The 13,794-nt window shown below is 41.6% G+C and carries 12 protein-coding genes; 5 read left to right on the top strand and 7 right to left on the bottom strand.

Annotated features, from left to right (window positions below):
• Positions 1 to 40: 40 nt before the first annotated feature.
• The 4 genes from HC733_RS11970 to HC733_RS11955 all read right to left on the bottom strand — a co-directional run bounded on the left by HC733_RS11970 (position 41) and on the right by HC733_RS11955 (position 6,184).
• Positions 41 to 3,367 carry a PAS domain-containing hybrid sensor histidine kinase/response regulator gene (locus HC733_RS11970; RefSeq protein ID WP_190365276.1) on the bottom strand — a complete coding sequence of 1,109 codons (3,327 nt, stop codon included), beginning with the start codon at positions 3,365 to 3,367 and terminating at the stop codon, positions 41 to 43.
• Positions 3,364 to 4,560 carry an ABC transporter substrate-binding protein gene (locus HC733_RS11965; protein ID WP_238937533.1) on the bottom strand — a complete coding sequence of 399 codons (1,197 nt, stop codon included), beginning with the start codon at positions 4,558 to 4,560 and terminating at the stop codon, positions 3,364 to 3,366. Before HC733_RS11965 ends, HC733_RS11970 begins: the two co-directional genes overlap by 4 nt.
• Positions 4,561 to 4,743: 183 nt before the next feature.
• Positions 4,744 to 5,595 (bottom strand): alpha/beta fold hydrolase, encoded by an 852-nt coding sequence (locus HC733_RS11960; protein ID WP_190365274.1) that lies wholly within the window; start codon positions 5,593 to 5,595, stop codon positions 4,744 to 4,746.
• Positions 5,585 to 6,184, bottom strand: a complete 600-nt coding sequence (locus HC733_RS11955; protein WP_190365273.1) for a TetR/AcrR family transcriptional regulator — start codon at positions 6,182 to 6,184, stop codon at positions 5,585 to 5,587. Before HC733_RS11955 ends, HC733_RS11960 begins: the two co-directional genes overlap by 11 nt.
• A 381-nt stretch (positions 6,185 to 6,565) precedes the next feature.
• On the opposite strand from HC733_RS11955, the gene bla reads away from it, so the two are divergent.
• Positions 6,566 to 7,282, top strand: a complete 717-nt coding sequence (bla, locus tag HC733_RS11950; protein WP_190365272.1) for a subclass B1 metallo-beta-lactamase — start codon at positions 6,566 to 6,568, stop codon at positions 7,280 to 7,282.
• Between the two features lie 76 nt (positions 7,283 to 7,358).
• Here the strand turns inward: bla and bfr (HC733_RS11945) are convergent, their stop codons facing one another.
• The 3 genes from bfr (HC733_RS11945) to norR all read right to left on the bottom strand — a co-directional run bounded on the left by bfr (HC733_RS11945) (position 7,359) and on the right by norR (position 10,346).
• On the bottom strand, positions 7,359 to 7,844 hold the full coding sequence (gene bfr, locus HC733_RS11945) for a bacterioferritin (RefSeq protein ID WP_190365271.1): 486 nt from the start codon (positions 7,842 to 7,844) through the stop codon (positions 7,359 to 7,361).
• A gap of 3 nt (positions 7,845 to 7,847) precedes the next feature.
• A complete protein-coding gene (bfr, locus tag HC733_RS11940; protein WP_190365270.1) occupies positions 7,848 to 8,318 on the bottom strand; it encodes a bacterioferritin in 471 nt (156 codons plus the stop codon).
• Between the two features lie 465 nt (positions 8,319 to 8,783).
• Positions 8,784 to 10,346 carry a nitric oxide reductase transcriptional regulator NorR gene (norR, locus tag HC733_RS11935; protein WP_190365269.1) on the bottom strand — a complete coding sequence of 521 codons (1,563 nt, stop codon included), beginning with the start codon at positions 10,344 to 10,346 and terminating at the stop codon, positions 8,784 to 8,786.
• A gap of 160 nt (positions 10,347 to 10,506) precedes the next feature.
• Here norR and HC733_RS11930 point away from each other — a divergent pair, with 160 nt between their 5' ends.
• The 4 genes from HC733_RS11930 (at position 10,507) to HC733_RS11915 (ending at position 13,704) form a co-directional block, all read left to right on the top strand.
• On the top strand, positions 10,507 to 10,731 hold the full coding sequence (locus tag HC733_RS11930; RefSeq protein WP_190365268.1) for a hypothetical protein: 225 nt from the start codon (positions 10,507 to 10,509) through the stop codon (positions 10,729 to 10,731).
• Positions 10,731 to 11,948, top strand: a complete 1,218-nt coding sequence (locus HC733_RS11925) for an NnrS family protein (protein ID WP_190365318.1) — start codon at positions 10,731 to 10,733, stop codon at positions 11,946 to 11,948. Before HC733_RS11930 ends, HC733_RS11925 begins: the two co-directional genes overlap by 1 nt.
• A 21-nt stretch (positions 11,949 to 11,969) precedes the next feature.
• Complete coding sequence (hmpA, locus tag HC733_RS11920; protein WP_190365267.1) at positions 11,970 to 13,133, top strand: NO-inducible flavohemoprotein; 1,164 nt, start codon at positions 11,970 to 11,972, stop codon at positions 13,131 to 13,133.
• Between the two features lie 118 nt (positions 13,134 to 13,251).
• Positions 13,252 to 13,704 (top strand): helix-turn-helix transcriptional regulator, encoded by a 453-nt coding sequence (locus tag HC733_RS11915; RefSeq protein ID WP_238937532.1) that lies wholly within the window; start codon positions 13,252 to 13,254, stop codon positions 13,702 to 13,704.
• The last annotated feature ends 90 nt before the right edge of the window (positions 13,705 to 13,794 follow it).

Below are 13,794 nucleotides of genomic sequence, written 5' to 3'. Positions count from 1 at the left end.
GCACACCAAACTGTTTTTTTATACAGTATTACATGCTTCACTATTTTGTGCCAGATGCCTTAAGTGTATGGGGTAACCACTGCATAAGCTTTTCAAGTAATATGTCCTGAGCAATGGGTTTGGCAATGTAATCGTCCATACCCGCTTCCAAACATTTGTTTTTATCTCCAACCATCGCATTGGCGGTCATTGCAATAATGTTGACGTTTGCATAGCACTGCCCTGCTTCTGCATTTCTAATCGCCCGCGTTGCTTGATAGCCATCTAACTCTGGCATCTGACAATCCATTATCAATAAGGTGTATTTATCTGCGTCTTGGCGCTGTTTAAGTAGGCTCAATACTTCTTGTCCATCTGCTGCAACGTCAACCATCTTGAGCCCAAGCTTTTGCAACATACTGGTTGCCACTATTTGGTTCACTTGATTATCTTCTGCCAGCAAGATGCGAATTGACTCATCCCATTCAATTTGTTTAGGGTCAATGACTGCATTTTTTTGCAGCGCTTTAATATAACCAGATGTCACTAGAGGTCGCGCTTGTGCCAAAGCTTGACCATTATCAGCAACGATGGACAGCGCGGCAAATAAATCTGACGTTGTGGCCGGTTTTGGAAAATACGCAGCAAAACCGAGCTTGGCAAAATACTGTTCATCACCTCGAGTACTCATTGACGTCATCATGACCAATTTCATTTTATTAAAGCTGGGGTTGTCTTTGAGTTTTTCGGCTAATTGCGCACCATCCATATAGGGCATTTGCATATCCAAAAATGCAATATCAAAACAATACCCTGTTTTACTAACATACGCTTCGCATCTTCGTAAGGCTTGTGGGCCCGACGCTGCTTCGTAGGTATGTGCGCCCCAGTGCTGAAGCTGTGTGGTTAAAACCTCTCGATTGGTGTCGTTGTCATCAACCACTAAAATATGCAGCTCTGACATATTAATGTCTGGTATAACATGCTCCGATACGGCACTTGCTTTCATTAGTACTTCAAAACAAAAACAGCTGCCTTTGCCAGGCTCACTCGTTACCCACACTCGCCCGTCCATTAGTTCGCATAGTTTTTTAACTATGGCGAGGCCTAATCCAGTGCCACCATACTTTCTAGTTGTTGATGCATCCACTTGAGAGAATGATTGAAACAGCTTTTGTTGCTGCGCTTTAGTTATACCAATCCCTGTATCTTTAACTTCGCAGCAAAACCGTAATTGTTCGTCATCGATTTTTTGCAAACTCGCAGTAACAACAACCTCACCATGCTCCGTAAACTTAATTGCGTTACCCACTAAATTGGTAAGAATTTGTCTTAACCGTCCGGGGTCGCCTCTGACTACCGACTCATCAACACCAGTCATATCCAATATGAGCTCAAGATCCTTTTGCTGAGCTTGCATAGCGGCAGATTCTGCAAACTCCCCAAGCATACCTCTGAGATCGTATTCTAATTCTTCTAGCTCTAGCTTACCTGCGTCGACTTTAGAAAAGTCTAAAATATCATTGATCAAACAAAGTAATGACGTAGCACTATTTAATGCAACGCGCGCACGGTGATGTTGCTCTTTATTTAACTCACCATTCAGTAACAAATTGAGCATGCCAAGGACGCCATTCATTGGAGTGCGAATTTCATGGCTCATTGATGCCAAAAACTCACTTTTTGCCTGACTTGCTTGCTCTGCCGCAGATTTGGCCTCTTCAAGTGTTTTCTCAAATTCAACTCTGTCGGTAATGTCTTGCTGGATCCCGACGTAAGCTTTTAGTTTACCAGCTTTATCAAATACGGGGGACAACTGAAGGCTATTCCAAAATTTGTCGCCATTTTTTTTGTAATTCAGTAATTTGACTTGCAGCTTATGGCGATTTTTTACTGTCTGCCTCATTTGTGTTACAGCTTCTACAGCTGTGTCTTCACCTTGTAAAAATCGACAATTTGTACCTAACACTCGCTTGTCGTACCCCGTCATATCGCAAAATGCTCGGTTAACAAACACCAGAGGAAAGTCTGGCTGGGTTGCATCCGCAATTGAAATACCCACCGTACACGACTCTATCGCCTCGGCAAGCATATCATTGTGCGCTTTAGCTTCTTGTAATGCCCCTTGAAACAAGCGTTGCTCGGTGATGTCAGTTAACGAACCTGCCATGCGCGATGCCCTACCCGTGCTATCTTTTAGCGCAACGCCTTTGACACGAAAAAATCGATACTCTCCAGAAAATGTTTGCAAACGCAGCTCTATATCAAACGGTTTGCTGTACTTAAAATGGTTTTTTAATTCTTCTTTCAAACGGGGGAAGTCTTGCTCATGAATTCGCTCTTCAAGTGCAGACAACTTATTTGCAAAGCTATCTACATCGTCTTTGTCAAATCCTAAAAGCTCCCTAAAACGCGGTGCAAAATAAATCTCATGATGCTCTACATCCCAGTCCCATAAACCGTCATGACTGCCTGTTACAGCCAATTTATACCTTGCTTCACTCGCTTTTGCTTGATGTTCTGATTTCTCAAGGCGCCTAAAAGGGTTTAGTAGCAAATGCCGACCAAACATAAATAGCAGCCCAAACGATAAGCTCAAGCTCAGTATAATTGACCAGCCAATACTCTTTTGAAACATCATGACTTCGTTATCAAGCCAACTTGTTTTAACAAAGTATTCGTAGCTTATTCCTGTATCACCAATAACTTCTTTATCAATACTGATATAACTACTTTGTGAGTCTTGATTACTAAACTCAACCCACTCCCCATTTAGTGAAACCGCCGTGGAGTAGTCTTGTTTCGTTGAAAGTAACACCTCATTTAAGTCAATCTCAAACCCTGCAATCAACACACCTTCCGTAAAGCCGTTATAACGAATAGGCACCGCAATTTTAAGCAGCTGTGGATCCGTATTTTTTACCAGCACAATCGCTTTACTATATTCTGCGCTTAATACCTTTTGTAGCCATGGCGTTTGGTTATCTACAAAATCATCATTAAAGTTACCGGTATACACGGTATCACTGAGTACGTTAACGATTCTAATCGGCGCTTTTCGACCTAAAAGTCTTTGCCCATCAAGAAAGTCTGATAAGGATGCTCTTGACGTACCACTACCCATAACACCTTGAACAACCAAGGGTTGATTAGCCAAATCAAACAGCAATTGCTCCCGCGTTTCAATAAATTGCTGCAGATAGTTTTTTGTAAGCTTTGCTTCAACCTGGCTAGTATTTATTTGTAATTCGGTCACGGAACGACTCGCCTGCTGACCCACTAAAAAGATGCTAACGAGTATAGAGAGCAGTAAGCTCAGAATAATAAATGCATAAAACAGCTTATTTGACCTAAGCCTCTGCCACTTTCCTAATAACTGACTTGTCATTGTGCTCCTGCTTTTAATTCTGATAGCAAAGTAACCCCTCCATCATCAGCATATTGCGCCATACAAAAATCTTCTAATCCTAAGGCCTCATGGGCATCATCATGCTTTTCAGACCAAGGAGAAAATGGCGAACGATAAGTTTTTATCAGTCCTGATATGGGGGTTTTAATATTTTCCAAAGTGTGACGTAAAGCTGAGCGATTTTGTTTAATGTCGCCTGATATAGCGATTTTTGAAATTGCTGCTACAAAAAGCCTACCAAGGTCATAACTGTGTATAAACCCCGTTGGTGCAGGCAAAACTTCTATCTTCTCAGATAACTTTGGAAAAACCGCTTTGGCAGACTCAACAGCTTTTCGAGCCTGAGGGAGTTGCTTATAATCTCTTAATGAAAAGCAACTTTGAATAAAGTGTAGCTTCACTCCTTGTTGTAGCGCATCTTTCGTTGATGCGAGGAAATTACCACCGGTTATTCCCCAATGGCTCACAATAGGTAGTCGAGAAGACTCAGGAAAGCTTGCCATTGCATTAACAAAGTGGCTTCCTTCCACTGCATTACCAACAAATATGATACAGTCGGCGCCACTATTGATGATATCTCGGATAATAATCCGTGCACTACTTTGCTGAGTATTCCAATTAAACCAAGTCACTTCTATTTGACTATCATCACCAATTGTTGCTGATATTGTTTTGTGATTTGACTTACCCCAAGCGGTGTTTTCTAAAAGCACATGCATAGACTTACATTGCAAAGCTTGGCGCGCATGTTCAACTAACTTAAACCCAGCTTTGGTATCATCAATCGATAAGCGATAAACCCAATTTTCGCCATCGGGATAGCGAGTTATTGGTCCACCTGCGGCCCATGGAACGAGCAGTAAAATGCCATTTTCATTGATAAAATTGCGATACTTTATATATGGCGGAGAATGCAGTCCGCCGAGTATGGCAATCGCATCTGGGTCTGCCAAAAACTGCCTCATCGTTAAAAAACTACGATTGCTATTACCTCGGTGATCTTTTTCAACTAAAACTAATTTATACCCTTGAACTTCATTATTTATTTCCCCCAAGGCTGCCATGAAGCCCATTTTCATCGCATCTGCAGATGCCTTGTGATTTGAGTAATCAGAGTCGTGATATATTTTTAAAACCCGTGTGCTGTCGTCTGCACTAGCGTACGTACACATAAAAAATAACAGTAGAAGCCAGAGTTTAAGTCTCATATGCGCAATGTTCAGTTAGCGATAACTTTAAAAATAGCGCATTTTCTTATAATTTGTAGTTGATACATGGTTTTAAATATAGATTTTATTGCCCAATAAATCATACGATGGTGCCAAATCGGCACCCATATCAAGGCATATCGACAATTAAGCTACCAACACCGTTAACTGTGTTTTAATAGATTGCCAAGTGAGCTCATCATTAATTACTCGGCTGTGCCCAAGCCCTTGAGTACTCACTAACTTCAAGTGTGGAAATTGCCTTGCTACTTTTTCGCTAAGGTGATGAAACGCAAATTTATCTTCCAAATCATGCACCATAAATATGTTTTTATGCTTGGAGAGGTGTAGCTCTGGTAATAGGCTTTTAAAGGGCATGCCATGCTCGTTTTCTACAGACTGAATTAAATCTTCAAAGAGGTTTTTGGAGATGCCGGTTGAAAGAATTCGCTTCTCAAAATTAGTATAAAAATCAAAAGGCGGAGCAATTAATATATGTGCCTTTGTAGTGACTTTATTAAGTGCCGCTATACAGCCCATAGAATGACTGATAGCCGCAGCAACAGGTGCGCCAATATGTTTTTGTACGGCTGCAACGCCCTTAACAAAAAGCGGAAGATTTGCCTGCTTTCCGGCACTGTTGCCATGCGCATAATGGTCAAAGGCAACCGCTTTAAATCCTAACGAAGCGACCTTTTCCATTAATGGGTAAAATTGGCTTGCGCTACCTGACCAGCCATGTGTAAACAACACAACAGGCCCACTGCCAAGCTCATAAACATGTATGTGAGCGTCTAATAAATCTAGCTTATGTTCTTGCATAGCGGCAGGTTTTTCAACTTTGGATTGATGACGAACCGGTGTGAGCAATAACTTTTGTACCAGTTTATTGCCTAATCTTGGGGCAACACATGCAATCGAACCTGTGATTAGTTTAACTGTATAGTAGCTTAAAGGTTTGCGTACTGATTTTTTTGAAAAGTATATTTTACTGCTCATTTTTCTCTCCTGTGTGGCGCTCAACCAATTGTTTCAGAGCCAAATGAAACCGAGAATGTGTATTGTCTTCAAAACCTACCCAAGACATATGTTGTGATCCCAGATAGAGTGAATATAACTCGTAGGTAAATTGCTTTGCGTTAGTGTGCGCATCCAGCTCTTTCTTTGCTATTGCTTCAACAACCAGTTCATTGAGGTAATGTAAAAGTTCTAAAAGTTGTGATTTAACAAGATCTCGTACCGCTCCAGGTTGGTCATCAAACTCCACAGCGGCACTGATAAAAATACAAGCATACGCTTGCTCTCTATACCAACCTTGCCAAAGCTCACAAATTTTCAATAATTTTGCCAGCGGTGATGGCTCTTCTTTGGTAGGAATAACAACGGTTTCAATAAAAATTTGTTCGGCATAGTCCAGCACAGCCAATTGCAAATTTTCTTTTGAATTAAAGTGAGCAAAGAGCCCTGATTTAGACATGCCCGTAGCTGTAGCAAGGCGACCAATCGTTAACTCATTAAAACTTTTACTCGTTGCGATTTGTAATGCCGCCGCCAACACTTGCTGTTTTGTTTGCTTACCTTTACTCATAAATCCACAAAAATAGAACGAACGTTCGATTTATAATACAGCTGTTTTTGCGCATTGCAATCTATGTTTGCTATTGCAAGTATGTGTGGGGATATTCAGTCGCATTTGCCGTGCACTAAAGTTTTTATCGTTACCGCCTAGAACTGTGATGAATGAATACATCTGATGTTCATATATCTATGATTAGAATAAAATTTTTAGTTAGACAAAAAGTTTTGAAGTGTTAAAAAGTTGTGCTCACTTACATTACGTACCCTCAAAGAAGGTAATTTGTTCGATATTACTGCGCTTTTATGCAGCAATATCGAGCCTTTACAGGTTAAAGCAATAAAAGTGTGGGCAAATTCTTCTATCCTACACTGAGATTTATGAGGCCCAAACATGCATATAATTCTACTATTCACGTTACTATTTTCAGCCTTGGCTATAGCCAAAGATAGTGCGCCTGAAATTTCCATATTTAAACTCTCTGAAAATGTTTATCAGCATGTTTCTTATCAAGAAATAATGCCTTGGGGGATGGTGGCTGCCAATGGTTTAGTGATTGTTGATAAAAGTGACGCGTATATTATTGATACGCCATGGACGGAGGAAGACACTAAACAACTCGTTGAGTGGGTTAAAACACATCACCTAACACTCAAGGGCGCGATTATTAGTCATTTTCATGAAGATGCCAGTAGTGGTATTGAGTATTTAAACAAGATTGGCATCACTACTTACGCAAACAAAGCAACCAATCAGTTACTTAGGAAGCACAAGCGAGCGCTAGCAAGTCACTCTATTGATACACCAAGCGATAAGATCGCCAATGATCGGATTGAGGTTTTTCATCCTGGCGCAGGCCACAGCAAGGATAATGTTGTTGTTTGGTTTGCAGAGCAGCAAATTCTTTTTGCAGGCTGCTTTGCCAAAAACCTTAGTAGCACAAACTTGGGTAACCTAACTGATGCAGATGTTAAACAATGGCCTAAATCCATAGCAAATTTAAAGGCTCGCTATCCTAATATTAAATTGGTTGTGCCTGGACATGGAAAAGCTGGGGATACTAGCTTGCTCGACCATACAGCACAGTTGGCTTTAAGCGCAAAGCATTAACAGAAAAGCAGCCTAAACTAGGCTGCTTGAGATTGTATGGTACACACCATACAAAGGTACTTGTATCTTAAGAGCGCTAGTCTGGCGAGCCACCGCCCATTTGGCTTTGAATATAGTTTGGCAAGCCAATAAGCTTTATCAGCCCTAGATGCTGCTCTAACCAATAAATGTGATCCATTTCTGTATCGTCTAATAGCTTTTCAAGCATTTCTCGGGTCACATAGTCATGCTCTTTTTCACACTCAGCGATAATCTTTTTCAAACTTGCTGCAACTGTCATTTCAGCCGCTAGGTCATTTTCGAGCATCTGCTGAACATTATCACCAACATGAATGGGTGAGCGAGACGCGGTATCAGGCGTGCCTTCTAAGAACAAAATACGCTCGATGATATGTTTTGCGTGATCAAGTTCTTCGTCATATTCGTGAGCTAGTTTGTGGCCAAGTTTACCAATGCCCCAGTCTTCATACATTTTTGAGTGCGCTAAATACTGGTCCATTGACGTTAACTCAAGTGTTAACTGCTTATTGAGCAAGTCGATAATCTTTTGATTGCCTTGCATGAGTTACTCCTCAATCTGCGATTGCAGATAATTTTCAATGCCGGTGTGTTTGATCAAGAATTGTTGCGCCTCAATCCAATCAACATACTCTTCTTCATATTCTAAAATATCTTCAAGTAGTTCACGGCTGACAAAATCATGCTCTTGCTCACACAGCGCAATCGCCGACTTAAGCTCAGGAATTTGCTCCATTTCAAAGGCCAGATCACACCCTAGCATTTCTTCAGTATGCTCACCAATACGCAGCTTCTCTAAGTGCTGTAAATTCGGCAAACCTTCTAAAAACAAAATTCGCTCAATCAAGTCATCAGCTTGCTTCATGTCTTTAATCGACTTTTTATACGCTTTTTCATTAAGCTCTTCCAAGCCCCAGTTTTTGTACATGCGAGCATGCAAAAAGTACTGGTTTATCGAGGTTAGCTCTAATGTTAGTATCCTGTTTAGTACATTAAGTACTTGCTTGTTACCCTGCATGGGGCCCCCTAAAAAACAAACATACGCCCCTTAAACCTAGTTCAAAATACTGAGGTCGCAAGACTGATTAGCACTAAATAAATATTTAATATATTCTTTTAAAATAAACGACTTATAACATTATTGAGAGTGATTCACATTGTTAATCGCAGTTGTAATTACAATGCTTTTATCGTAGTGATGTAAGGCTAGTCACTGAGTCTCGTTTTTGCCATTCGTTTAGGGTGATGAGATTCTGAAACCAGTTCAGAATGACGCGAGGGGTTTAGAATAACGCTAGGGGTTTAGAACGACCCAGTTAGTTCGCAATAATGTAATAGATTCATAACGATGAAAGCAATGAAGAAGACAGCGCAACCCAAACATGTCGTCTTCCTGACGAAGATCAAGATCTTTTAAGCGAATTGCATTAAGCTACAGAGTTATTTTTGCCACCCAAATATCAGCCGACAGGCGCCCCCCCCTTTACAAATGCTTTTTGACGTGAATATTTAAACGCTTGGCTAAGCGCACTAAGTTTGCTCGGTCTAGTTCCAGTTGTCGAGCAGCGCCAGACCAATTTAAATCGTTTTCTTCAAGCGCCGCTATTATTTCAACTCGTTGAAAATCTTCTACCGCTTGCTTTAAAGGTTTGCGGTTTGAAAGAGTCGCACTGGTAGGTTGAGCGATATTTTGCCCCCGCTTGCTATCTTGCAATTCACAGTACTTCGGCTCAATACTAATGATATCCGCAGGCCATTGTGCTTGTTTTGCTCTGAGTGCGCTGCGGCTGATCACATGCTCAAGCTCTCTAATATTCCCCGGCCATTCGTACTCTACCAGCAGGTTTTCGAGCTTGGAATTTAATGTTAGCTGCTTTAGGGCAAGCTTTTTTCTGACTTGCTCAACAAAAAAACCAGCTAATAATAAGATGTCATCACGGCGCGCCTTAAGTGGCGGCACATTGATTGGATAAACGCTTAACCGATGGTAGAGATCAGCTCTAAAGCGGCCTTGTGCAATTTCCTGCTCTAGATTGCGGTTGGTTGCAGCAATTACTCGCACGTTTACTTGCTCTGTTTGGTCCGCTCCTACAGGTTGGATCTCGCCGTTTTGAAGCACGCGCAGTAACTTACTTTGAATGCTAAGCGGTAACTCGCCAATTTCATCTAAAAAAATAGTGCCGCCGTCGGCAAGCATGAACTTACCTTCTCGATTCTTATCAGCACCCGTGAATGCTCCTTTGCGATGACCAAAAAACTCGCTCTCGGCTAAGTTTTCAGGGAGCGATGCACAGTTTACTTGCACAAATGCTTGATCAGCGCGGCGAGAGTATTTATGTATGTTACGCGCAACCAGCTCTTTACCTGTGCCAGTTTCACCTTGAATAAGCACGCTAAAATCTGAACTAGCTACCAGCTGAATATCACTTTTAAGCGATTGCATGGCCCCACTTTGCCCTACCATATCATGAGTAGCTTGGCTTAGCTCAGAAACCAAAGCATGACCATGTTGGGCCTTGCGCAATAGCTGTTCATTGTATAAAGCACACTTTAGTTGCTCGGTAACAATATCGTTCACATGCTGTAAAAACGACTCGCTGTATTTTGCAAAACTTCCCGGAGTTAGGCTGTCTAGGGTGATTATTGCCATTAGCTCTTGTTCATCAAATAGCGCTAAGCCCATACAAGAATGCACTGGTAAATCGCCATCATTGGCAAGCAATAGGCCATCATAAGGATCTGGTAAATCACAATGCTCATCAAAGCGCAAAGAACCCCGAGAGTGGCTAATTGCTGCTAAACGAGGGTGCGCGGTAAGCTCAAAGCGACGCCCAAACGTATCTCTGGTTAATCCCTCTAATGCAACAGGAATAAGCGTGTCATTTTGATTAATCAGCAAAGCCACTGCATCGGCGTTGATACACGCTTTAACAGCCTGAATTACGGCACTGTAAAACCCGTTTACAGTATGAGACAAGCGCGAAGGTTGGGCACGCGTTAAGGTAACACTTAACGTCAGTAACTGAGAGAGTATTTGCGGCTTCAAGTCAAAATGACACTTATGTTTATTTTTGAATAAAGAAAAGATAGGTCAAATTAACACAAAAAACAACAATCAAAATATAAACAATTGATTTTTAATAAAATAAAAATTGGCACATACGCTGCTATACAAGATGCATGATAATCTGTCATTGAGGCGTACCATGCACAATCCCACTCAGCTATTAAAAGTCGCAAATATTGCTTTAGGATTTTTTGCACTCAGTTTCACCGCCACTATTGTAGCTAGTTACCCGCTGGCCGGGTACTTTGCACTACCCTCGCAAGTTGCATTTCATATTTCTACTATCGTCACGGCGGGGTTGTTCAAACTTAGTTACGTCATTCGCTGTGTTTGCCAATATCAACTTGGCATGGAGGTAAAGTGATGCGCCCTATAAACCTAGTTGAACCTATTGCGAAACAAGCACCTTGGTATGACGTTAAACAATGGCCAATCTTTATGTTGGCATTTAGGCCAATGTTTTTGGGCGCGGCCATTTGGGCGGTGGTAAGCATTGCACTTTGGGCTGGGTTATTAACAGGCACGCTAATTTGGGATAGCTCAACCCCTGCCACCCTTTGGCATGCACATGAAATGATTTTTGGTTTTGCAGGGGCCGTTGCCGTTGGTTTTTTGCTCACAGCGGCGCAAAATTGGACCAACATACCCAGTGTAAACGGCTATAAGCTTGCATTGTTGGTTGCCATTTGGCTCGGCACACGCTATGTATTTTTTGCACACCCCTCTTTGCTCGCTTTGGTGCTTAGCGGCCAAACAGCGTTTTGGCTGATAGCCATCATATGTTTGAGCAGTATGCTGCTGCAAGCAAGCTCCAAAAACAACTACATTTTTATTGTGATCCTATGTGCTTTATGCACATTTAATGTCTTGTTTTTTATTCTTTTATTGCAAAATAATTTTGAGCTTGCACGCAGTTTTACGCACATTGCCGTGCTGTTATTTATGCTTCTGATCGGCATCGTCGGTGGTCGCGTTATTCCCTTTTTTACCGCTCGTGGTCTAACGCTCAACCAGCAAGTACGTACGCCAAGAGTAGACCGCTTACTGCTATGGACGAGCATATTAGGTATCGCTGGTTTTGTGTTAAGTCAGGTTTTTAAGCTACCACTCAACCCCGGTTATCTAATCGCGCTGGGCGCTTTTATGCATCTAATCCGTAGTGCTTTGTGGTTTCAAAAGCGCGTTATTTTCGTACCTCTGCTGTGGTCTTTACATTTAGGCTATGCTCTGAGCGCACTGGGTTTAGCACTTGTTGCCAGCAGTTTTTTTACAACTCAAATCTATTTTAACGATGCACTGCATTTAATAACGCTAGGCGGCATTGGTCTTACCATCATGGCAATGATGGCTCGGGTATCTTTAGGCCATACCGGAAGACCTTTAAGTGTGCCTGTGAGCATCAATATCGCCTTTATAACAATCACCTTGGGTGCACTGTGTCGAGCATTTTTACCTTATTTCATCAGTCCTCATCAAGCATGGCTTTACAGCGCAGCGCTTTGGTGTGCGGGCTTTAGTTTATTTGTATATCACTACTTTAACGTGTTGACGCAAAAGCGCGTTGACGGTCGTCGTGGTTAATTTTTTACCTTTGGAGTTTATATGTTATCCGAGCGCACTATTTCTTTAGTTAAAAGCACTATCCCCTTGCTGAGCGGCGCTGGTAGTGCCGTTACCGCGCACTTTTATGAGCGAATGTTTTCTCATAACCCTGAGCTAAAGCACATTTTCAACATGACCAATCAACAAACGGGAAAACAGCACTTTGCTTTGTTTAATGCCATTGCCGCTTATGCAACACATATTGATAACCCCTCTGTGCTGCAAGAGGCCATAAGCCGTATTAATCACAAACATGTGAGTTTGAATATTCAAGCCGAGCATTACAATATTGTGGGTCATCATTTGATAGCAACACTCAAGGAGCTGGCCCCAAACGAATTTACATCTGAGATAGAGCAAGCATGGCGTGAAGCCTACACGCTACTTGCTGATTTGTTTATCACCCAAGAAGAAGGGCTTTATCAGCATACTGAGCAGCAAGTGGGTGGCTGGCGCAATCAACGTGCGTTTATCATCAGTGATATTGTGCAAGAGTCTGCTAATGTTAAAAGCTTTTACCTGATGCCTAAAGATGGTGGGCCCATTACAAACTATCAAGCAGGTCAATTTATCGCACTGAGTGTGCAACCACCTAGCTGCGACTATACGCAAATTCGCCAGTATTCACTGTCACAATCGGCAAATAAAAACACCTATCGAATTAGCGTCAAAAAGCATGGTTTAGTGTCTACTCATTTACACCAGTTAGCAATTGGCGACACAGTATTGCTCTACCCGCCAGCTGGTGATTTTATTTTTCGCAACACCCTGACTGACAAAGTATTTATCAGTGCGGGCGTTGGTATTACACCGATGATGGCTATGCTTGAGCAAGCACTTTGTACACTTACAGATAATCAACTGTTGTTTATCCACGCTTGTGCCAACGAGAATGAACATAGCTTTAAGCAAGTCATTGAATCAAAAGCACAACAGTATAAAAATGTGACAAAAGAAGTGTGGTATGAAAATACCTTAAATGGCGACCAATCGGGGCGAATCGAATTGTCTCAAAGCAAGCTTGATTTACCGCTCGAACAAGGTGAATTTTACCTGTGTGGCCCAACCCCATTTATGGCAGCGATAAAGCAACAGTTAGTATCGTTAGGTGTAGCACCTGAGCGTATTTTATATGAAGTGTTTGGCCCTCATGAGAGTTTGTAGCGTGTAAGACCTGATCATAGGAGCCACTTCAGGATAGTGGCGCCTATAGTTTGAGCAGCGCATCTCCAAAAAATGTGAGCTAAGATCAGACTAACCCACACTTGGGTTGGCTAATTATATGTCACAAAATCATAGAGATACTCTATTACTCTTTGTCGATGACATGAGAGTTACGTCAAGTTATCATAAGAATAACGTAACAGCACAGGGAGTTTCTTTCGATAATTTAGGGGTATCAAGTTATCAGAGAAAAACGATGGAAATGAAATTAGACAAAAACAAGTTAAAACACCTCCGAGAGTCAAACGCGTGGACACAGTCACACTTAGCTGAGGTAAGTGGTATCAGTTTAAGAACCATTCAGCGCATTGAAAAACTAGGTATCGCTTCTCCTGAATCTGTTAAGTCTTTGTGCGCCACATTTAATATTAAAATCAATGACCTTATGGCTACTTGTGACTCAGACACCACTATTTCGCCAAACTTACTGAGTTTACTTAAGTACAAAATAGAAACCATGAATAGAAAATCAACTGCAATTGTGAATCGCCCCGAGTTCATCGGAGACTAGTTGTTTAAGTCAGGCTACTTTACCTGACTCTTTTAAATTATCATAGAAATCAGCTTCATATTGAGCTGGTGAAATATATCCAATAGAAGA

It is taken from the genome of Pseudoalteromonas sp. S16_S37 (assembly GCF_014694405.1).
In the GTDB taxonomy this organism is placed as follows: Bacteria; Pseudomonadota; Gammaproteobacteria; order Enterobacterales; family Alteromonadaceae; genus Pseudoalteromonas.
Note: the sequence above shows the minus strand (reverse complement) of the source record. Positions and strands in the feature narration are given on the sequence as shown.

Excerpts from the sequence above, each read along its gene's own strand:
- HC733_RS11970 (WP_190365276.1), bottom strand. The coding sequence starts at position 3,367 with ATGACAAGTCAGTTATTAGGAAAGTGGCAGAGGCTTAGGTCAAATAAG.
- HC733_RS11965 (WP_238937533.1), bottom strand. The coding sequence starts at position 4,560 with ATGTGTACGTACGCTAGTGCAGACGACAGCACACGGGTTTTAAAAATA.
- HC733_RS11960 (WP_190365274.1), bottom strand. The coding sequence starts at position 5,595 with ATGAGCAGTAAAATATACTTTTCAAAAAAATCAGTACGCAAACCTTTA.
- HC733_RS11955 (WP_190365273.1), bottom strand. The coding sequence starts at position 6,184 with ATGAGTAAAGGTAAGCAAACAAAACAGCAAGTGTTGGCGGCGGCATTA.
- bla (WP_190365272.1), top strand. The coding sequence starts at position 6,566 with ATGCATATAATTCTACTATTCACGTTACTATTTTCAGCCTTGGCTATA.
- bfr (WP_190365271.1), bottom strand. The coding sequence starts at position 7,844 with ATGCAAGGCAATCAAAAGATTATCGACTTGCTCAATAAGCAGTTAACA.
- bfr (WP_190365270.1), bottom strand. The coding sequence starts at position 8,318 with ATGCAGGGTAACAAGCAAGTACTTAATGTACTAAACAGGATACTAACA.
- HC733_RS11930 (WP_190365268.1), top strand. The coding sequence starts at position 10,507 with ATGCACAATCCCACTCAGCTATTAAAAGTCGCAAATATTGCTTTAGGA.
- HC733_RS11925 (WP_190365318.1), top strand. The coding sequence starts at position 10,731 with ATGCGCCCTATAAACCTAGTTGAACCTATTGCGAAACAAGCACCTTGG.
- hmpA (WP_190365267.1), top strand. The coding sequence starts at position 11,970 with ATGTTATCCGAGCGCACTATTTCTTTAGTTAAAAGCACTATCCCCTTG.
- HC733_RS11915 (WP_238937532.1), top strand. The coding sequence starts at position 13,252 with ATGTCACAAAATCATAGAGATACTCTATTACTCTTTGTCGATGACATG.